This is a genomic window from Emergencia sp. JLR.KK010 (genome assembly GCF_037018265.1).
Lineage (GTDB): Bacteria > Bacillota > Clostridia > Peptostreptococcales > Anaerovoracaceae > Senimuribacter > Senimuribacter intestinalis.
Window position 1 is genome coordinate 2,545,044 of sequence record NZ_CP143550.1, and the last position, 21,460, is coordinate 2,566,503.

The window sequence follows — 21,460 nt, forward strand, 5'->3', positions numbered from 1 at the left end:
CAAATCAGCCGCTTGAATCCCTTAATTTTTCAATGATTTTGAAAAAAACTTTCGGCATGTGCCTAATTTTCTCCAAGAACTGTGTTTCATGTTTGAAACATTTCATTTTTTTAGTCCTAAAAAAGTAACATTTCCTTGACAGGTCGCCGTACCAGTTTTATAATTCTACCATATCATAAATGGAGGAAAAATACATGAGCAGATTAGTTAAAATTCAGCCTACCGTCCAGCAAGTTGCCAATGCCATATCCACGGTTCTAAACATCGAAACCTTGATTCTCGATGAGAATTTAAAGATTATTGCCGGTACAGGCCAGTATCAGGAACGCATCGGCACCTATGAAGCAGAAAGCCGTTACGTCGAAGAATTTCTGTACAAATACCTCCTGCGTGTAGGCGGCACCTATGTGGTAGATGATATCAAAGATCCCCTGTATGGTCCTACAGAATGGATCAGTGGGGAAAAAGGCGAAATCTGCTGCACGATCTCCTATCACGAGAAACATATCGGCATCATTTCACTGGTTGCTTTTACAGAAGAACAATACAATCATCTGATTGATAACCAGTTTTCAATTTGCAACTACTTAAAAAATATGGCAACGCTCCTTTCCTCCTATTTAGAAAATATCGACCATGTGCGGGACTTAAACGTACAGTCTAACCTGCTGACTGAAATTGTCAACGGTTCCCCACAAGGTATTGTTGTCATCGATTGCGATGGCTATATCACTAATGCAAACAAAAAAGCAGAATACCACATTTTAACAAATGCTAATCTCAGCTGGGGTCTTATCGGACTTCATCTTGATGCATTCTGGCCTGCTGCCACCGCTATCTTTTTAAATACAAAGACAGGATTTCAGAACAGAGAGCTTCATTTCAAAGAAGAGAATATTAAAATCATGGCTTCATGCAAGCCTGTTTATGATGAAAATGCGCTGCAACGGGTTATTATTTTCTTTGACGATATTGCTGAAGTCAAGAAAACTGCCTACAAAGTGTTAGGCTCAAACACTATGAATTTCGATTCTATTATCAGCTGCAGCGATGAAATCGCAAAAGTAAAAGAATTTGCCCGTAATATTGCAAAAAGCACCTCTACCGTACTGATTACCGGCGAAAGCGGCGTAGGCAAAGAAATGTTTGCTCGTGCCATTTATGCAGAAAGTCCTAGGTTTAGCGCACCATTTGTCACAATTAACTGTGGCGCTATTCCGGAAAACCTTATCGAAAGTGAGCTTTTTGGCTATGCTGACGGTGCATTTACGGGAGCTTCGAAAGGCGGACACATCGGCAAATTTGAAGCCGCAAACGGCGGCACCATATTCATCGACGAAATCGGAGAGCTTCCTCTTGCTATGCAGGTCAAACTTCTTCACGTCATCCAAAACAGGCAGATTGAACGAATCGGCAGTAACAAGCTCATCGATATTGATGTACGTATCATCGCTGCGACCAACAGAAATCTAGCAGAAATGTGTAAAACAAAGGAATTCCGCGAGGATTTGTATTATCGTCTCAATGTAATCCCTATCACAATACCGCCTCTTCGCAAGCGAACAGACGATATACTCCCTCTAGCCAAATACTTCTTGGAAAAATATGCACAAATGTTAGGCAAAGAGCATCTGGATTTTTCGCCTGAGGCCGCAGATTTGCTACTTCTCCACCGTTGGCCCGGCAATGTACGTGAAATCGAAAATGTTGTAGAATACATTTCCAATGTTGCCCAAGGCACATTGGTTTTGCCGGCAGACTTTCCGCCGCTCTTCCAGTCCCTAACCCACTCCAAAATAAAAGCAGACGAAAGAGAAACTCTGAAATCCAATGTAGAAAAATATGAAAATCTGGTTCTGTATAAACATCTGCAAGACTTAGAAAGCGGAGTCATCACTCGTGAAGAACTGGCAAAAAAGATGGGAATCAGCAGAACCACCCTCTACCGAAAGCTGAAAAAGCTGGAAGAGGGTTCTCCGGATCAATAACCGAAGACACATTGACAAAAGATAAAGTTCCAGACCTTTAAACTGTAGTGCGTGGCAACATCATCCCCATAATCATATATATTGCAATAAAAAACCTCAAAAATATGCATATTTTTCTCGAAAGGTGTGCATTTTTTGAGGTTTTTCTTTACAAAACATGTAAACTTTCAACAAATATAACTGCTGAACAGACGTAAAAAATGGATGGTTTACACAAACCACCCATTTTATTTATGCTATTAATCTACAGCTGTTTTCTTCTAGGATCTCTTTTTCCTAATTCCATATACTGTGCCGCAAAGTCCAAGGACTGCTGCGCCAAGCACTACAAGCCATGTCAGCATATTTGCTGTATCGCCTGTTTTTGGAATCCACCAAGGCAGTTCATCTGTATCTGCCGGTTCATTCTCGTTCAAAATATCCTTGATTTCGCTCGGGTCTTTGATATTCTTATCTGGTTTCCCGTCTCCATCTGTATCGATATTGGTATCTGGCTTGCCGTCTCCGTCCGTATCTACATTCAGATCCGGAATACCATCGCCATCGGTGTCGATATTGATATCCGGTTTACCGTCTCCATCTGTATCGATATTGATATCCGGTTTGCCGTCCCCATTGGTATCTACATTGATATCCGGTTTACCGTCTCCATTGGTATCTACATTTACATCCGGTTTGCCGTCTCCGTTAGTGTCGATATCCACGTCTGGTTTGCCATCTCCATCTGTATCCTTGTTGATATCCGGCTTGCCATCTCCATTGGTATCTACATTTACATCCGGTTTGCCATCTCCGTTAGTGTCGATATCTAAATCTGGTTTGTCATCTCCATCTGTATCCTTGTTGATGTCTGGTTTACCGTCTCCGTCTGTATCGATGTCCACATCCGGTTTGCCATCTCCATTGGTATCTACATTCACATCCGGTTTGCCATCTCCATTGGTATCTACATTCACATCCGGTTTGCCGTCTCCATCTGTGTCGATGTCCACATCCGGTTTGCCATCTCCATCTGTATCCTTGTTGATATCCGGTTTACCGTCTCCGTCTGTGTCGATGTCTACATCAGGTTTACCGTCCCCATCGGTGTCGATGTTGATGTCCGGCTTATCATCTCCGTCGGTGTCGATGTTGATATCTGGGATACCGTCATCATCTGTGTCGATATTGATATCCGGAATACCGTCATCGTTGGTATCTTTGTTAATATCCGGGTCAATCAGCACTGGTGAACGAAGATTGAAAGTTAACTCTATCGTTGTTTTATTCCCATTGGCATCTTCTACCTCTGCAGTGATAAGATACTTGCCCTTTTCAGAGAGATCAATCTCGTCAATCTTCTTGCCCGTAGCATCGGTAATCACAATATCATCTGTTTTAATCTTCAACGGTTGTTTATCTGCACCAAGCAAAGGATGCCCTGCCTTATCAACAAAGGCATATCTTTTATTAAGCAGCGTCTCAAAGTAAGATACATCTGCCGTTGCATCCTTTTCTGTTTTTTGTGAAACGCTGTCTCTGTAGATTCCGTGAAGTCTATAATTGTTTTCATCCGCTGTCGCACCGCCTGGTGGATCAATTCGTTCTACTTCTACCGGCGGTAATTTTTGACCCGGAATTACCTGATCTGGATCGTCCGGATTTATCTCACCATCTGATCCCGCAGGCTTCAAAACAGGTGTTGGTGGTGCAATATATGGAAAATCCTTATCTGGATCAAATTTTGTTGTATCATCCTCTACCTTTGTTGCCTGCGCCTCTGAGCCAGTATAGTTTGTTCCGCCGTAATACTTCGCTTCAACAACAAACTCTCCTGCCTCCGGAACCGGCGGCGTAGTTGTTCTGAATGAAACACTCTTCGTAACTGTCTTTGAGTTATAGCCATCTGTGGTTCCGGTTTCTACTGTACCCGCGCTTCTGGTTTTGCTGTCATTGAGACTGACCAGATTTCCCACCTTTACGCCATTGATATAGAACTGAATAAATCCATCCGGCGCTTCACAAGTTGTTGCTTCTCCCTTTTTCGGTAGAACAGTTGCTGTAAAGTCCATCTGTGTCAGTTTCATCGCTTTCTTTCCATCAGCGTCTGTAACTTCTTCCATCGTAGGTTTGTAAGTCACATCTACAAGACGAGTATCTGCTGGTGTAATGGATGCTGACAGGCTAGTCTGATGTCCCCAGAAAGTTTTGCTGAAATCTGCATCCTTCGCATATTCCATGTAGTTTACTGTAATTGAATATCCTCCGGCATTTTTAATTCCGGCATCACTGCTACCTTCTCCTGTCGGTTTTCCGTCAGCGCCGGTTAAACGCACTGCGGAAGGCTTCATCTCTTCAACCTTAGAAATTTTACCACCGTGCGGCTGCGGTACTGTAATCTCCTGCTTCGCAATCTCCTCTTTGAGCTGATCCCAGTTAAAGGTCAGTCCGTCATAACGCTTGTTCAGCTGTTTTTTCAGCTCCGCACTAAACTCGTCCGTATCTACGGTAAATGTAACGTAACGCTTGGTTTCACTTGGATTTCCTGGCACAGGAACTGTGTTCGTAAACGGATATTCTGTATCTATCAGTGTGCCGTCAGCTGCCAAAAGCTTTAGATTGGAAATTGCTACAGTTTTTCCTACAGCAGACGTAGGAAGCCAAAAATACAATTGCTTCGTGCTGTCCAGCTTCATAGCAAGACCGTATTCTGGGCTTACAGGCACGCCATCAACTGCAACAGAATAGCTGTGCAGATAATCGCCAGGCTGTAAAGTATGACTTACGCCGTCCTTATCTTCATATGCATAGCTGGAAAGGTCTACCTTTACCATAGTAAGGGAAGTACCGTCGGAACTGATAACCGACGCCCCTTGAATACTATATTTAGTCGCAGTTCCTGAATTCGCAGCCGGGCAGAAAGAGCCACCGGTAACGATAACTTTACCGCCCACTGCACCAACATCGTACTGCGTACCATTATTGTTTGATTTTGGTAATAACGTACCGCCTGTAATCACGATTTCGTGCGGTGTACTTGCATCTCCATGCCCTATATTAGCTGCACTACCGCACGCACCGCCGAAGGCATTTCCATGATCCTTTCCTGTAGCAGTAATATATCCGCCATTGATAGTAATATCTCCAGGCTTATTACCACTATGTCCTGTTCCTACAATATTCGCATGCCAACCAGCACCAATACCAGCACCGTGGTAGCTGGCAGTTGCATCGATAATACCACCGTTGATAACAACACCGCCGCCATCCAGCAAACAACCAGCGCCGCCATAATCGCCGCCTCCAATACCAGCGCCCGCGCTACTGCCTCCGCCATTCTTATATGCGTTTACCACAATATTGCCGCCATTTACGGTAATTTTACCGCTGTTTTCTCTATTATTACCACCGATACAAGCAGCACTAGTACCGCTATACACAGTGAGGGAGCCAGGATTTTTGCTGTCCATCAGCCATGCAGGATCATCTTTCTTTGCCGCCTCTCCGTTTATGGTACAATCCTTCGTCAGTCTGCCGCCATAGACCGCAACTGGGTTTTTGACACTGTCATCAATGGTAAGCGTTGCTCCATAAGAAACATGAATACCTGCATTGTTAGTCCCAGTTAACGGGTCCATTGTATTACTGCTTCCATCCTTCAGTGTTAAATATAAAGTGGTTTGATCCGCCACAGTGTTAGGAATCAAATTAATCGGAGAAGCAGCGGCATTCTTAATAGACACATTGTCCAATGTCAGATTTGCCTTCACCCCCTGTGCAATTGCAAGCGTATGCGTAGTACTGGTTCCTGCCAGCGTCAGTGCTCTGTTGGTGTTGATATAAATGACATTGCCGCTCAGGTAAACTTCGCTGTCGTTGGTCGTACCAGAAGTCAGTTCCTGCCCATCATCTGCTGTAATGGTTAAGCCACCAGCGCTATAGCTTGCATCCAGTAATGCCGAACTGTCTATTCTGACAACTGCTACAAGCGCTTCCACATCGTCTGTCAAAGCATATCCTTCCGGCAAAGAAGCCGTAAAGGTGTACTCTCCCGCGGTTACGCCATCACCGATTTCGCCGAAATCCCAAGTGATTTCAACACTCTTTTCTGTACCATCCGCAAGTACTGCTTCGATAGACTTCGGTAAATACTCCTTCAGAAGTTCTGCTGTAACAGGATTCTCTTCATCTGCCGTAGGGCTCACCCACCATATTTTAGCCTTCTTGTCATAGGTCAATATCTCAGAATCATCTACCCATTTCCAAGAAGAAATTACAATAGGTTCTCTGTTCTCAGTATCATCGCCTGAGAGTTCCATGCCCGGCTTGTTCGCTTCTGATGGTTCACCACTGGTATGGTCTGGAGTCACAGTGGAATCTATACGGTCTCCGTTCTCACTATCACTTACAGTGTTTTCTTCTGCACTGACCAGGAATAAATCATTGAATCCAGCCGAATAAGCAAAAACAACCATAAAGCATAGCAAAATACTAATTGCTTTCTTTTTTAATGATTTACTTTTCATCATTTCTCCTTTCTTAATAAAGTATACTAAAATATCAATAAAAAGCAGCAAGACAATATACGCTACACAAAATTATTACTTTTTACGCAGCGTCACTTTTACCATTCATTAGGGAAAGCATGTATTGACTTTGCTTTCTCTTTCTGTCTTATTACAGAAAAATCGCTCTTTATCTCATAATAAATTGTAACCCCCCCCCATACATTTTGTCAAGCTTTATTCCATGTGCTAACGCTATAGAGAGAAGTCACACTAATGCCGTATTTTATATTGACATCTTCCCAAAATTAAAGTAGTATGAATAGTTGAGTAATTATCCCTACCGTTTCAATAAAGGAGAATCAATATATGACTGAGAAAGAAACACTAGCTGACGGTATCTATGACGCTTCTTCCCTAGGCATGCCAAAAATGCTGATTCTAGGGTTGCAGCACACTTTCGCCATGTTTGGCGCGACCATACTGGTTCCGATTCTGACAGGTCTTGACGTATCTGTTACCCTGCTGATGGCAGGTCTTGGAACCCTTTTATTCCATTTACTGACCAAAGGCAAAGTTCCTGCCTTTCTAGGTTCGTCCTTTGCATTCCTTGGCGGTTATGCTGCTGTTGCACCGATGGTAGACGGCACGCCTAACGAAGAGATGCTGCCTTACGCATGCGGCGGTGTCTTTGCTGCCGGCATCATCTACGTAATTATGGCGGCGCTAATTAAAGCTTTCGGCGCAAGAAGAGTTATGCGCTTCTTTCCGCCGGTTGTAACAGGTCCGATTATCATTTCCATCGGACTGATTCTGGCACCGACTGCTATCACTAACTGCCAGACCAACTGGCCCCTTGCACTGATTGCCCTGCTTTCCATCATTATTTTTAACATCTGGGGAAAAGGCATGGTTAAAATCATTCCAATCATTCTTGGTGTAATCATTTCCTACATTGCAGCAATCTTCATGGGCGAAGTCGATTTGTCAGCAATCAGTGAAGAAGCCATCATCGGACTTCCTCACCTGACAGTGATGAAATTCGACATTTCCGCCATTATCACCATTATGCCGATTGCTCTTGCAACCATGATGGAGCACATCGGAGATATTTCCGCAATCGGCGCTACCACAGGTAAGAATTACATTTCCAATCCGGGACTGCACAGAACCCTTCTGGGCGATGGACTTGCTACTTGCCTTTCCTCAGCTTTCGGCGGTCCTGCAAACACTACCTACGGTGAGAACACCGGTGTTCTTGCTCTAACAAAGATTTATGATCCACGCGTTGTCAGAATCGCAGCCTGCTTCGCAATTCTGCTTTCCTTTATTCCAAAAATCAGCTTTGCAATTTCTTCTATTCCGGCGGCTGTCATCGGCGGTGTTTCCCTGATTCTCTACGGCATGATTTCCGCCATCGGAATCCGCAACGTAGTCGAAAATCAGGTTGATTTCACAAAATCAAGAAACACCATCATCGCAGCTTTGATTCTGGTCTGCGCACTGGGCTTTAACGCTGCAGGAGGTATTTCTTTCACCATCGCAGGTGCAACCATCACTTTATCCGGACTTGCTATTGCTGCAATCGTCGGCATCGTTGCTAACGCAATTCTGCCGGGCAACGACTACGAGTTCAGTGAGGAAGAGGGAACCGAGGAAAAGTTCCAGACCTTTAAGCTGTAGTGCGTGGCGATGTCATCAACTTCATGACCATACATATTTCAACAAAAAACCTCAAAAATATGCACATTCTTCTCGAAAGGTGTGCATATTTTTTGGATTTTCCTTCAAAATATGTGAATTTCCAATAAAATAACTGCTAAACAGACGTAAAATTCGTGTCTAGCAGTTACAAACGTGCATATATTTTTGATTTTCTCTTGAAATATGTACGTCGCTGTACATATTTCGGGACTTTTTCTCCAAAATATGCACATGCGTCGATATTCGCTTTGTTCCGCACCGCAGCCCGCTATCAGCCTGGTGGCCAGGTCAGCTTACGTTTTCCAAGGATATGGAAATGCAAATGCTTTACAGTCTGGAAAGCATCTGCGCCGTTATTGCTGACAACTCTGTAGCCATTTTCCAGCTCCAAATCGGTCGCAATTTCATGAATCTTGAACATGATGTGTCCCATCAGCTCCCGGTCCTCTTCCTTAACATCATCCAGAGACGCAATATGCTTTTTCGGAATCACCAGCACGTGAACTGGCGCCTGCGGATCCAAATCATGAAATGCAATAATCTGATCATCTTCATATGCCACATTGGAAGGAATCTCGTGATTTGCAATCATGCAAAAAATACAATCAGCCATTTTCAATCTCTCCTTTCATGCCGTCTTGATATGGTTCTAAAAGTTTTACCCAGTAAAACTGATTTAGCATTTCGGGCGTTCCCATAGCATAAACCTTAACATAATTATCCGAATATCCCGTCAGAAGTCCATCTTCTGTCAATTCCTCGAACAAAACCCTGCGAACAGCGCCGGTACACTTTTCAAAAAACTGTTGACTGGCAGCGTCGGCTTTTTCTATAAGTCTCTGACTGCGCGCATTCTTAACTGTTCCACCTACTTGTTCGGTCATGTCAGCAGCTTTGGTGCCTTTGCGCGGAGAGTATTTGAAGACGTGTACTTTTAAGAAACCGGCTTGATCCACTATGCGCAGACTGTCAGCAAACTCGTCCTCCGTTTCCCCGGGAAAACCTACAATAATATCCGTTGTAATGCCGTAAAGGGAATCAAAACCCTGTAGAACTTTCACAATATCCAGATACTCCTCCCGACTGTAATGCCTGTTCATGCGGGAAAGTACGCTGTCAGCACCGCTTTGAATGGACAGGTGCAGATGCGGACACAACTTCTCGTAGCCTAAAAGTCCCTTTACATAATCTTTGTTGATAACCGTAGGCTCAAGAGAGCTGAGGCGTATGCGAAAATCACCGGCAAGAGCGCTCAGTCTTGCTATCAGCGGCTCTATTCCATCGTAGCCTAAATCCTCTCCGTAAAGGGCGGTATTAATGCCGGTCAAGATGATTTCTTTGAACCCTTTCTCAATAAGCCCTTTGGCCTCCTCAACAATTTCCTCTAAAGTTCGGCTGCGAACTTTGCCTCTGGCATAGGGAATGATGCAGTAAGAACAAAACCTGTTACAGCCCTCCTGAATCTTGATATAAGCTCTCGTCCGAGATTCCATAGACGTAATAATCCCTGTAGACTGATATTCGGTCAGCTCCTCATAGGCAAGCACATGACAACTGGAAACACCAGCCTCAATATAGCTGAGCAAGTTCTGCTTTTCGCCAGTTCCTGCAACAATATCTACCTCTGCAATAGCCTGTACTTCCTGAGGACTGACCTGAGCGTAGCATCCCGTTACCGCTACAAGCGCCTTTGGGTTTACTTTTTTCATTCTGCGAATATACTGGCGTGACTTACGATCTGCCAAATTCGTCACCGTACATGTATTGATAACATAGGCGTCAGCAAAGTCCTCTTCCCCTACAATCTGGTGCCCTGCAGCAGCAAACTGCTCCTTCATGGCTTCCGTTTCATACTGATTGACCTTGCAGCCCAATGTGTGAAATGCAATTCTCATAAAATTCCTTTCTGCTCTTTCTATATAAATAGTACAACCTTTTTCCCTTTTCTTCAAGAATAATCTTGTCTTTTCCCGATATATTATCTTGAAAGGATAGTATCATGCTAAAAAAATTTTTTTCTGTTTTTCTTTTATGTCTGCTGGTTTTTGTAACGGTCGCAGAAAAATCCACACCGCCCGCCGAATCTTCTGCCACTGCCGTCTCTGCTGTCGCAAGTACAAGCAAACAGACAGACTATATCAAATGGGTGGATTTTAATATCACTTACGAAGCTTTAAAAGACGCTATGGAACTGGATATTGAAACCTTTGAGCAGGATCTGCACCTGCCCTGGGTAGAAAGTCTGGCTTATCTTGCGGCTCAAAATGGCGGAAACTTTAAAAGTTATAAAAAAACGAATCTGCAGCAGTTTGCAGAAGCCCGCCAGGCAGGCAGTTCCATGGACGATTTGACCAAAAACTTAAAGGTCTACGATTATTATTACAACGCATACTCAGCTGTCATCGGCAACCTGCTGGGACTTCGCAAAGACGGCACCTACGGGCTTACCGCCTATTCTCCTGTCGCTGCCGGCTACTGGTACACCGAAAGCGATGACTTTGGCAACGGCCGCAGCTACGGTTTTGCAAGAAAACATCTGGGACACGATATGTTTTGCTCTGTAGGCACACCGATTATCGCCGTAGAAGACGGAAAAGTCGAAGCGTTAGGTTGGAACCAATACGGCGGCTGGCGTATCGGCATTCGCTCCGGTGACGGACAGCGTTACTATTATTATGCGCACCTGCGAAAAGACACTCCTTACATCAAAAATCTAAAGATCGGAGACAGTGTAAAAGCAGGTCAAGTCATTGGCTACTCCGGTCAAACCGGTTACAGTATCAAAGAAAACGTCAATAATATCAATGTGCCGCATCTACATTTTGGCATGCAGCTCATCTTTGACGAATCTCAAAAAGAATGTCTTTCGGAGATCTGGATTGACACATATCCGCTGATTCGTCTGCTCTCTGCAAACCGTTCACAGGCTCTTGCCCCTGCCGCCGCAGAAACAGAAATCCCAGCTGATCCTGCCGATACGAAAGAGGTTCCAATCTTGATGTACCATGGCTTAAGCGACGGCAGCATCGCTATGGGAGATTACTATGTCAGTCAAGCAGCTTTTGAAAGTGACCTGAAATACCTGAAAGAAAACGGTTATACTACCATTACCATGAGCGAACTCATAGACTATGTCTATGATAAAACAGGAAAAATGGCCCTTCCAGAAAAGCCTGTCATCCTCACCTTCGACGATGGATTTCTCAATAATCATACCTATGGTACGGATCTTCTGAAAAAATATCAAATGAAAGCTGTCATCTCCGTCATCGGCAGCGCCACCGAAGAGATGTCAAATACGCTTTATAAGAATAAAAAGACCTGTGCTGTCACTTGGGAAGAACTTTCAGAGATGCAAAAATCCGGTGTCTGGGAAGTTCAGAATCATACCTATGATCTGCACGATCTAAACAAAGGACGCAAAGGCGCCAGTCGCAAAGCCGGTGAAGCCGAAGAAGCGTACGAAAAGATGCTCAAAGAAGATTTGTCTTCACTTCAGACAGAGCTAAAAAAAACATTGAATACTGTTCCCAACACATTCACCTGGCCCTATGGTGCTTACACGAAGGATTGCCGCAGTTTACTGAAAACTCTTGGCTTTGAGGCAAGTCTCAGCTGTAACGGCGGTGTCAACAAAATCCAACAAGGCGATACAGAAGGATTATTCTTGTTAAAACGTAATATCAGAACTCCTCGTTCTAATATCGCAGAATGTCTTAACGACTAAAAGGGACTGTTTTATAACAGTCCTTTTCGGTTACAGTTCAAGTTCGTACATAGTCATGGCAAGAGCCGCCATACCGGCAGTCTCCGTACGTAAAATGGTTTTTCCCAAAGTCACGCAAGAGGTATTCCACTCTTTCATCAACGCTGCTTCCTTATCAGAAAAACCACCCTCCGGTCCAATGACAATAGCAACAGATTGCGGATTTTCGGAAAGTCCTCGCAGGCAATCCTTAATAGAGTAATTTTCCTCATTTTCGTATGGAAACAACACTAAATCAAATTCTGCCAACTGCTCACCGATCTCTGCAAATTTTATCTGCTGGCAAACACTTGGAATAACGCCGCGCTTACACTGTTTGACCGCCTCGTCTGCTACCTTCTGCCAGCGCTCCAATTTTTTTGCAAAATTCCCCTTTTCGACCACAACTGTTCTGTCCATAAAGACTGGAACCACAGAAGACACCCCCAGTTCTACGCACTTTTGAATAATGGTTTCCATCTTTCCCGCCTTTGGCACGCCTTGAAATAAAGTCACCTGAAGCCGCGGCTCTCTGGCAAATTTCTGCTTATCCAAAACAGACAGCAACACCAAATCTTCATCAATAGACAGAATCTCTGCCTGATATTCCCATTCTGTCGAATCAGAAACATCAAGCATATCGCCTTCTTTCATGCGCATGACCTTAATCATATGGCGAATGTCTCCTTTGTCGGTAATACGAATCAGACTTTCTTCTATATTAGCTGCATCTGTAAAAATCTTCATATCCATCCTCCTAAAATCCCTGACAGAACATGAAAATACACCAGTGCAAAAGTAAAGACAATGATAAACGGAAGCGCCATCAACTTCTGCATTTTACCCGGTGCCATGATGATATAAAGCACCACTGCGCACACGATATCAAAAGCCAGGGAAATAGAAAATCCCTTATATATAGTAGCCTTCCGCCACCAGAAGAGAAATCGGCACCGCCGCACAGGCTGCCCCGAGCCATTCCTTTCCGCAGGCATGCCAGTCGATAAAGCCGACCAGCGCCCCGATTGCGCCAAATATCAGCCAATAAATCAGTGTCCGGAAAGATACGCTGCCGCCCATAACGACAAAATTCGTAAAATATGCAGCAATCACGCCGATAAAGTACAGCAGCACGTGAAGCGCCGCTTTAAAAGCCTCTGGAGTATACACAGCAAGAAGAGCCGAAACAAATACCCAAATTCCAATATTTTTTATAATTGCACCGGCAATGCCGATGCCCTCAAGGTCATAAGCTGCCCATCCCATGAACAGTCCCAAAACCAGCGCAAACAACATAAATATAATATCGTTTCTTTGTTTTGCGTTACCCTTTTTCAAATAGTTTCCTCCCATGTGCTATTTTCTGCAGACAATACAACACCAACCGCCGTCTTCTCTAACTTCTACAATACCAAAGCCTTGACTGCGCAGATGTTCTGTGACTTGCACTTCTTTTTCCACCAGAATACCGGAGGAGATAAAAAGCCCACCCGGCTGCATATGCCTTGCCACATCTTCTGATAACATCATAACAAGGTCTGCCATCAAATTAGCGACCACAATGTCCGCCTTATAGTCGATTCCCTTGGTCAAATCTCCATACTGTGCCTTTGCCACATTGGCAACACCGTTTAATTCGATGTTTTCCGCCGCAACTTCCACAGCAACTGGGTCAATATCCACGCCCAATACGTCTTCTGCTCCAAGGAGCGCCGCCGCTATGGAAAGAATACCGCTTCCGCAGCCTACGTCCAGTACCTTATCGCTTTCTTTCTGATACTTTTCCAGCATTTTCACGCAGAGGGAAGTCGTTTCATGGGTGCCTGTGCCGAAAGCCATACCCGGGTCAATTTCGATGACCTTTTCATCGCCTTGCCTTTCGTAGCTCTCCCAAGTCGGCTTTACGACAATGTTCTCTGCAATCCTTGCCGGCTTAAAGTACTCCTTCCACTTGTCCTTCCACTGCGTGTCGTCTTCTTGTTTCTTGCTTACACGCAGGCTTCCAAAATCGGCGCCTTCTCCAAAGATGCCTTCCCTTGCCTTCGAGCGTAATTCCTCCATAGCCGGCGCAATTTGCTCTGCCAGGGTTCTGTTTTCTTCGGTATCCTCCAAGTAGACCGTCACCTTTGGACTTTCCTTCATCTTTTCGATAATACTGTCGTCCAGATAATCCCAGTCATAGGTCTGCTTCTTGTCCATCAGATCCTCGATATCTCTGGGATCCTCTACCGCCGTATCCGTAATACCCAGGTTCAAAAGCGCACTGACTACCGGCTCGATTCCGGCGGCTGAAGTTTCTATGTTAATTTCCAAATATTTCATGTTCCTGTCCTCCTGCTCTACTATTCTACCGTAAAACCGCCGACTTGGCAATCATAGAAGAAAGAAAAAAGCGAAAACAGACAGCCCCATAGCGGTTCCGCCTGTTTTCGTATTTTACTTAGAAGGTTCTTTATTTTTTTATGCCTGCAATGGTCTTCGCCAAGTCTTTCTTTCCCTCAATGTTTCCCTGTCTTCCAATCATAATTCTCTGAGCCTGCGGAGATCCTGCGCCGTGAAGCGACTCTGTTCTGTAGCCTACCGCGGCGGAGCCCAAACAGATATTTTCCAGGAAACGAAGGACGCGCATTCTGTCTTCCGTGCTTACATCACTTCTGCCTGCAAAATATTTCTGACAGATTTCACCGACGGTTTCTCCGTTTTTCCCTACTACCGTATCGGATTCAAAATCCGCCTGAGACGGCATGGTAACCATCAAGCCTCCCGCAATGTCTTCTGCCAGTCTGACGATTTCATAAGGATATCTGGTAATGTTCTGCTTACAGACATTTGCCAGTAAAAGGTCAATCTGATAATTTCCTGCTTTGGTCGCACATCCTTCGCAGGAACATGCAATGCCGCAGGAATACAGGGTTTCATTTAAGTGGGTCATTTCAATCAGCTTATCTTTTACATGAGAAGCCTTTTCTGCGCCGTTGTATTCCGCCGCCAATGCTGCTGCACCGATGACCACATCGCCAACGCCGACTTTGCATCCACCGTAGCTTTGTCTGTGGTAACCTGCGAACCGTTCTACCATCATGCCCGCAAAGTCATATTCGCCTGCCATAAAGATGTATGCATTCGGAATAAAGACATCATCAAAGACAACCAGTGCTTCCTGCCCGCCAAACTTCCGGTTGCCCAGATCGATATCTGCTTTCTCTTCCAGTTTTCTGGTATCGCAGGACTGTCTGCCGTAAATCATATACAGACCTTCCGCATCGCTTGGACAAGCAAATGAAACGGCATAATCCGCATCGGCCTCCTTCATGGCCTGGGTCGGCATAATAATATGCCAATGGGAATTGATGGAGCCTGTCTGGTGTGCTTTTGCACCTCTGACTACGATGCCATCTTCTCTTCGCTCTACGATATGTAAAAAAAGATCCGGATCCTCCTGCTGGTGCGGCGCCTTACCACGGTCACCCTTCGGGTCAGTCATGGCTCCATCTACCGTTAAATCTTCCTCCTGCACCATTTCCAGGAATTTAACAAAGCGCTGATGGTAGTCAGTACCATACTTTTCGTCTAGCTCAAAGGTGGTAGAAAATACTGCATTAAATGCGTCCATTCCCACACATCTTTGGAAGCAACTTGCTGTTTTCTGCCCCAAAAGCCGCTGCATCTTTACCTTCTTCACTAAATCATCCGCACTCTGGTGCAGGTGCGTAAAACGATTGATAGTCTTACCTGTAATGCTGGATTTCGCTGTCATAATGTCTGCATATTCCGGCTGCTGCGCCAGTGCATAAGTCATCGCCACACAGTTGATAGACGGGCGAATAATCGGATGATCCACCCAGTTATCAACCTTTTCTCCGAACATATATACTCTAGTTTTTAATTTACGCAGACTCTCGATATATTCTGCTGCTGTCATCAATGCCATCTGTTTTACCTCCTAAATACGATCCAGGGCTCTCGCCACTTTAATCAGACCTTCCAGCAAATCTTTCTGGGATTTTTCGATTTCTTCTTTGGACCACTTCATAAAGCCTTCGCCGCTCTTAAAGCCCAATTTTCCCTCCTCCATTTTCTGTTTCAGCAGCCGAGACGGTTCCTTACTGTTTTCAATATGCGGAAACAGATATTCATGAATACTGTAGGTTAAATCGGTACCGCCTGCATCGATGACTTCCATCGGCGCTCTCACGCCAAGGCGCATGCCAAACCCATATTTAATCGCCTTGTCCACATCCTCTGCAGTCGCGATTTCGTTTTCCACGATGGAAATCGCTTCTCTAAACAAAGCATGCTGCATTCTATTGGCAAGAAATCCCGGAACATCCTTCTGTACGATAACCGGACATTTCCCAGCCTTTTCAAGGAGATCATAGGTTTCCTGCACGATATCCTCCGCCACATATCTGGTCTTAATGACTTCGACCAGCGGCACCAAATATGCCGGGTTCCAGAAGTGAGTCCCGATAATTCTTTCCTTATGTATTGATTTTTCCGCAATTTCCGTCACACTGATTGCTGATGTATTGGTAGCCAAAATCGTGCTCTCTTTGCACATCGCATCCAGCTTGGCAAAATAATCCTGCTTCACCGCCAAATTTTCTACGATACATTCAAAGATTACATCTGCAAATTCTGCTGCTTCTTCTAGGCTTTCTGTGCATCTGACTCTTCCTATAACTTCCGGTATTGCAGCTTCTTCAATGACGCCGTTTTCAGCCAGTATCTTCAAATTTTCAGTCATGGTTTCAATCGGTTTTGCCCGCAATTTGTCATCATAGACATAGATCATCATGACCTCATGTCCTTTCATCGCAAAGGTCTGTCCGATTCCCGTGCCCATGACGCCGGCGCCCAAAACCGCAATCCTTTTCTTTTCGTTCATGTCAGTTTTTCCTTTCTCCATCTTCTTTCCTATGAATATGGGAAACTCCTGCGTGCGGAATTTCCCATGAAGTTTTTAATATACGCCGTACGGATATTCTTTATCCGGAACGTTTCTGTCAATTCTGTCAGACGGAACAAATGCAACGGCACGAACGATGGTACCATCACCCATGTACCAGCGAAGTGGGAACGCGCAGAACAGGAATCTCTGATTGGTTACTTTGTCCAAATCTCCGCCCAGATTTTCAATTCCCATGACGTTGTTTGCCATCAAAATATCGTGGCATGGCTCCCATTCCGGGAAATCTTCCAATGCAGGATGTCCAAACTGTTCCTCATACTCTTCTACGATACGCGGTACATATGGTCCAGGGCCATGATCTGCAGCATAGGTGTACAGAATATGGTCAATAGCCTGCATATCAAAGCCAACACCTCTTACATGGTGTTCTACAAACCACTTCGCGCCATCAATAGAAAGACCAGGACTATATGCGAAGTAGTCATCGTTTTCACCCCAGCGTCTGTGTGTGCCGGTGTTCAGAAGCACCCAGTCACCCTCTTTGATACCGCCCGGAACCTTCTTTGCCGCCTCTTCAATGTCTTCAACAGTAATCAGTTCCCATTTTCCCTTTGGAATATCCAGACAAACTGCCTCGCCAAAATAGTTCTGAATTGGCAGCTCATGGGTAAACGGACTCTCCGGAATGACATGGGACGGAGAATCCGCATGAGTAGAATTGTGCATATGAAAATCATTGAAAGTCTGTAGTAATCTGTAGTGCATCGGCATATGCTGTACTCTGTCAATATGAAAATCTCCGTTGGACGGCCAGAGCGGATTACCTCTGCCAAACGGGTTTGAAAGATCAATCAGCTCAAATGAGCCATCTCTAAACATATCAAAGATACTTCCATCATAAGGTTTTTTCCAATCATTTGTATGAGCGAAGCACTCTTCGCGCGTGTGTCTTACAGCGATTTCTGACATGATAAGTTCTCCTTTTCATCTTATATTTTTTGGTGTAGCAATTTTTCCTCCGACACCAAAAGAGAAATTTTAATTCTTGATGCTATATTGTATCGCAAAGGTTGTGCCAAAGTTTTAACCAGGGCTCAAAAAAACTCTCTTGCCCTGAAATTGCTCTTTTTCCATCAAAGGATGTCCCGCCCGCCTTTTCTCTATCACAGGCTTTTTCTGTTGCAAAGCGGCACCTCCGTTGCGAAAGGACAACACAGACAATTTCTTACTTATTTTCCAAGACCCAGAATTTCTCTGGCTTCATCTGGGGTTGCGACGGACTTGCCCATTTCCTCCGCAAGCCGTTTCACACGAGCCACAAACTGTTCATTGGATTCTGCCAACTGTCCCGCATTATAATAAACATTATCTTCAAGACCGACACGAATATTTCCGCCCATGGCAAGGGCAGAAAGCAGAATCTCGTTGGCGCCTCTACCGATGCCGAAAGCACTCCAGGTACAGTTTTCCGGCAAATGATTTACAAGATATACCAGATTCTCTGTGGTTGCTTCCATACCGCCCGGCGCACCAAGGCACAGCTGGAAATGGGCAGGTTCTTTGATCAAACCCTTTTTAATATAGTATTTGGCGGTATTCAGCATGCCCATATCGAAAACCTCTATTTCGGGCTTTACGTTTGCCGCAATCATTTCCTTGCCGCATAGTTCCAGAAATCCCGGCTCATTCATAAACACTACTGAATTGAGCCAGTTCATCGTTCCTGCATCGAAGGAAGCCATGTCCGGTTTCAATTCTTTAAACGGACGGATTCTTTCTTCCCAGGAAAAGCCCTGTCCTCCGGAAGATGTCAGATTGATGATAACCGGGCAGCCGGACTCGCGCAGCAACTTAACCGTTTCCTCAAACTTATCAAAGCGCATGCTGGCCCTATCTTCATCATCTCTGACGTGAATATGCGCTACCGCAGCACCAGCTTCATAGCAAGCGATCGCAGATTTTACGATTTCCGCTGGCTGCGTCGGTAAATTGGGATTATTCTCCTTTGTCGTAACGGCACCCGTCAAAGCTGCCGAAATAATCACTTTACTTTTGTGATTTAATCTTCTGGTTTCAAACATATTCTAACTCTCCTTTGCTTCTACTAATATCAGTTCCAGCGGCGCAAGACCGGTATCTCGTTTCCCCGTTCCGTAGCCTCTGGATAATATATCTTCTCGAATTTCGTCCCAGCCGAACGTATCGGTTAGACCTGCTAAAATTGACGCGCCGGTTGGCGTCAAAACTTCCTGGTGAATATCTGAACGATAATGCGGAATCTGTTCATCGCTCAAAATCTGTCTGACTGCAGGAGCCGGAACCGGCAGTTCTCCACAGGCACATTGTACTGTGCCAAAACCAGTTGGAACTTCCTTTGCAATAATCTCACCGGCATCTAAATAGTCACAGCAGATGGCAATGCCTACAATATCCACGATAGAATCCACGGCACCCGCCTCATGAAACTGCACCTCATCTTCTGATACACGGTGAACCTTCGCTTCTGCCTTCGCCTTGATATCGAAAATTCTGCGACTCAATGCCTTTGCGTTGTTGCTTAGATTGCTCCCCGCGATTATCTTCTTTATCTGGCCATAATTCCTGTAGTTTCCACTGTAAGGCGCAGTAGTCAAATCGCTCGGCTGATTCAGCACTACATCTACATCGGTTGCGACCACACCGCCAGTTTCTTTCCTCTTTACAGCGAGCTGAAATTCATCAAGCTTCAGATGGGACAGATTTTCCGTCAAATATTCCTCCGGTACTCCTAAATTCAGCATTGCGCCCAGCATCATATCGCCGCTGACGCCTGACTGGCAATTGATATACAGTTTTTTCACGAAACGCCGCCTCCTTTTCTATCTGTTATCAATATTAAAAGCAAATACCATGCCAAAGCATAATGATTGAAATTCAGCCAATTTTTCTGCTTTGCGTTGCATCAGTCAAATCACTGTTGCGTCAAAGCAACAACTTTGTTATACTAATAGTAATTTCATAAAGGAGACAGTCGTATGGATCAGGTTTTAGCAATTCAGAAGGTACAGGAAAAAATCAAACATTCACTAGAAGCAAACGACCATCAGAGTCCGGAGAAAAGCGCACACATCTTGCGGGAAATCTATCAGGATTTATCGGTATTCCTGGCACAGGGTGTCGATTTTAAGATTGTTGTCGATGCGCTGGATGACAGCATTTTTATCACCGACAAGGACGGCGTCTGCCTATACGTAAATCCCGCCCATCAGCGCAACACGACCATATTGCCGGAAGAAGTGATTGGGCACAAAGTGTCTGACATTGTGGAAGATGGGCATTTGTTCACCGGTGGCGCCACACTAGACGTTCTCAGAACACAGAAAAAAGTGTTTCGTCTTTCCACCGTACAGAAAACCAATCCGCCCAGCGTCGGCTATGCAGTAGGTGTACCGATTTTTAACCAAAATGGCACTCTGCACCAGGTGGTGGTCAGCAGCCGCCCCATTCTGTCTCTGCAATCCTTGCAGGAGGATTTCGGTAAATTTCTGGCAGAGGCCAATGCCTTGGACAAGAGCCGCGAAAATGTGCGCATTATCGAAAGCACAGAAAATTCCAAGCGACTGGTTGGATCCTCCTATTCTCTACAGAAGGTCTGGAACACCATCAGAATGGCCGCTCCTACCGATGCAACCGTTTTGATTACAGGAGAATCAGGAGTAGGCAAAGAAGTTGTTGCCGATGAAATACACCGGCTCAGCAAACTTTCCGACAAAACCTTTGTCAAAGTCAACTGTGCCTCTATCCCCGCGAATCTTCTGGAAAGTGAGCTCTTTGGCTACGAAAAGGGCGCATTTTCCGGTGCAAACGCAAGCGGCAAACAGGGATTGTTTGAAATGGCAAACGGCGGTACCCTGCTGCTGGATGAAATCGGCGATATGTCCATGGATCTGCAGGTCAAGCTCCTTCGCGCGATTCAAAACAAAGAAATCACCCGCGTAGGCGGAACAAAACCAATTAAACTGGACATTCGATTTATCGCTGCAACGAACAGCAATCTGAAACTGAAGATTGCAGACGGCACATTCCGCCAGGATCTCTACTACCGTCTCAACGTCATCCCAATTTCCATTCCGCCCCTTCGAGAGCGGCTCAACGATTTGGACGAGCTTTGCAGACACTTTGTCAGATATTTTACCGAAAAGCACAATCGTCCCTTTACGCTTACCGACGACCAGCTTACGATTATGAAACAGTATTCTTGGCCAGGTAACATCCGTGAGCTGGAAAATGTCATCGAATATCTGACCATCTGCTCCTCCGGCACAAAAGAAGTCGCCGATGAAATGCTTTACGGTCTTTTAGATATCTCCCAAGGTGATGATATGCTCCCGTCTTCTGGCAGTTCCCTGTCTCAGTCGCTGGAAAACTACGAAAAGAGTCTGATAGAGTCTGCTCTGCAAAACTCCAGAAGTCTTCGGGACGCCGGTGCAAAGCTGGGTGTCAACGCCTCTACCATATCCCGCAAGATCAAGCAGTACGGCATCGACTATCCGGGAGCGAAATAATCGCATATAAAAAACACAAGAAGAAAAAGCTATCTGCAGTTCATCCCTACCTGCAAACAGCTTTTCAAATTTTGAAACTATAT

The 21,460-nt window shown here is 45.0% G+C and carries 15 protein-coding genes; 4 read left to right on the plus strand and 11 right to left on the minus strand.

Annotation, left to right across the window (positions count from 1 at the left end; all coding sequences use genetic code 11):
* Positions 1-194: 194 nt before the first annotated feature.
* Positions 195-1,988, plus strand: a complete 1,794-nt coding sequence (locus tag V1225_RS12280; RefSeq protein ID WP_338546627.1) for a sigma 54-interacting transcriptional regulator — start codon at positions 195-197, stop codon at positions 1,986-1,988.
* A gap of 260 nt (positions 1,989-2,248) precedes the next feature.
* Here V1225_RS12280 and V1225_RS12285 read toward each other — a convergent pair whose 3' ends face one another.
* A complete protein-coding gene (locus V1225_RS12285; RefSeq protein ID WP_338546629.1) occupies positions 2,249-6,496 on the minus strand; it encodes an Ig-like domain-containing protein in 4,248 nt (1,415 codons plus the stop codon).
* 345 nt (positions 6,497-6,841) lie between these two features.
* Here V1225_RS12285 and V1225_RS12290 point away from each other — a divergent pair, with 345 nt between their 5' ends.
* Complete coding sequence (locus V1225_RS12290) at positions 6,842-8,155, plus strand: uracil-xanthine permease family protein (RefSeq protein ID WP_161909233.1); 1,314 nt, start codon at positions 6,842-6,844, stop codon at positions 8,153-8,155.
* 292 nt (positions 8,156-8,447) lie between these two features.
* On the opposite strand, the gene V1225_RS12295 is transcribed toward V1225_RS12290, so the two are convergent.
* Together V1225_RS12295 and mtaB are read right to left on the minus strand one after the other, a co-directional pair.
* Positions 8,448-8,789 (minus strand): histidine triad nucleotide-binding protein, encoded by a 342-nt coding sequence (locus V1225_RS12295; RefSeq protein ID WP_338546631.1) that lies wholly within the window; start codon positions 8,787-8,789, stop codon positions 8,448-8,450.
* Positions 8,782-10,071: a tRNA (N(6)-L-threonylcarbamoyladenosine(37)-C(2))-methylthiotransferase MtaB gene (gene mtaB / locus V1225_RS12300; RefSeq protein ID WP_251613567.1), complete on the minus strand. Its 1,290-nt coding sequence runs from the start codon at positions 10,069-10,071 to the stop codon at positions 8,782-8,784. Before mtaB ends, V1225_RS12295 begins: the two co-directional genes overlap by 8 nt.
* A gap of 104 nt (positions 10,072-10,175) precedes the next feature.
* Between mtaB and V1225_RS12305 the strand changes: the two genes are divergently transcribed.
* Complete coding sequence (locus V1225_RS12305) at positions 10,176-11,903, plus strand: polysaccharide deacetylase family protein (protein WP_338546635.1); 1,728 nt, start codon at positions 10,176-10,178, stop codon at positions 11,901-11,903.
* 30 nt (positions 11,904-11,933) lie between these two features.
* Here the strand turns inward: V1225_RS12305 and V1225_RS12310 are convergent, their stop codons facing one another.
* The 8 genes from V1225_RS12310 to V1225_RS12345 all read right to left on the minus strand — a co-directional run bounded on the left by V1225_RS12310 (position 11,934) and on the right by V1225_RS12345 (position 19,673).
* Complete coding sequence (locus tag V1225_RS12310; protein ID WP_161909236.1) at positions 11,934-12,668, minus strand: 16S rRNA (uracil(1498)-N(3))-methyltransferase; 735 nt, start codon at positions 12,666-12,668, stop codon at positions 11,934-11,936.
* A 165-nt stretch (positions 12,669-12,833) separates the two neighbouring features.
* Positions 12,834-13,259, minus strand: coding sequence for a hypothetical protein (locus V1225_RS12315; RefSeq protein ID WP_338546636.1), 426 nt, complete (start codon positions 13,257-13,259; stop codon positions 12,834-12,836).
* 18 nt (positions 13,260-13,277) lie between these two features.
* Positions 13,278-14,243: a 50S ribosomal protein L11 methyltransferase gene (gene prmA / locus V1225_RS12320; protein WP_338546637.1), complete on the minus strand. Its 966-nt coding sequence runs from the start codon at positions 14,241-14,243 to the stop codon at positions 13,278-13,280.
* A 130-nt stretch (positions 14,244-14,373) separates the two neighbouring features.
* On the minus strand, positions 14,374-15,852 hold the full coding sequence (locus V1225_RS12325) for a 4-hydroxyphenylacetate 3-hydroxylase N-terminal domain-containing protein (RefSeq protein ID WP_160200462.1): 1,479 nt from the start codon (positions 15,850-15,852) through the stop codon (positions 14,374-14,376).
* Positions 15,853-15,864: 12 nt separating this feature from the next.
* Positions 15,865-16,809, minus strand: coding sequence for a 3-hydroxyacyl-CoA dehydrogenase NAD-binding domain-containing protein (locus V1225_RS12330; protein ID WP_160200463.1), 945 nt, complete (start codon positions 16,807-16,809; stop codon positions 15,865-15,867).
* Between the two features lie 75 nt (positions 16,810-16,884).
* The gene (locus tag V1225_RS12335; protein WP_160200464.1) at positions 16,885-17,802 is read right to left on the minus strand and encodes a cyclase family protein; all 918 of its coding nucleotides are present in this window, start codon (positions 17,800-17,802) and stop codon (positions 16,885-16,887) included.
* Positions 17,803-18,062: 260 nt separating this feature from the next.
* Positions 18,063-18,914 (minus strand): 3-keto-5-aminohexanoate cleavage protein, encoded by an 852-nt coding sequence (locus V1225_RS12340; protein ID WP_160200465.1) that lies wholly within the window; start codon positions 18,912-18,914, stop codon positions 18,063-18,065.
* Positions 18,915-18,917: 3 nt separating this feature from the next.
* Entirely contained in the window at positions 18,918-19,673 is a 756-nt protein-coding gene (locus tag V1225_RS12345) for a LarC family nickel insertion protein (RefSeq protein ID WP_160200466.1), read from the minus strand.
* A gap of 174 nt (positions 19,674-19,847) precedes the next feature.
* Between V1225_RS12345 and V1225_RS12350 the strand changes: the two genes are divergently transcribed.
* Positions 19,848-21,377: a sigma 54-interacting transcriptional regulator gene (locus tag V1225_RS12350; RefSeq protein WP_160200467.1), complete on the plus strand. Its 1,530-nt coding sequence runs from the start codon at positions 19,848-19,850 to the stop codon at positions 21,375-21,377.
* Positions 21,378-21,460 lie beyond the last annotated feature (83 nt).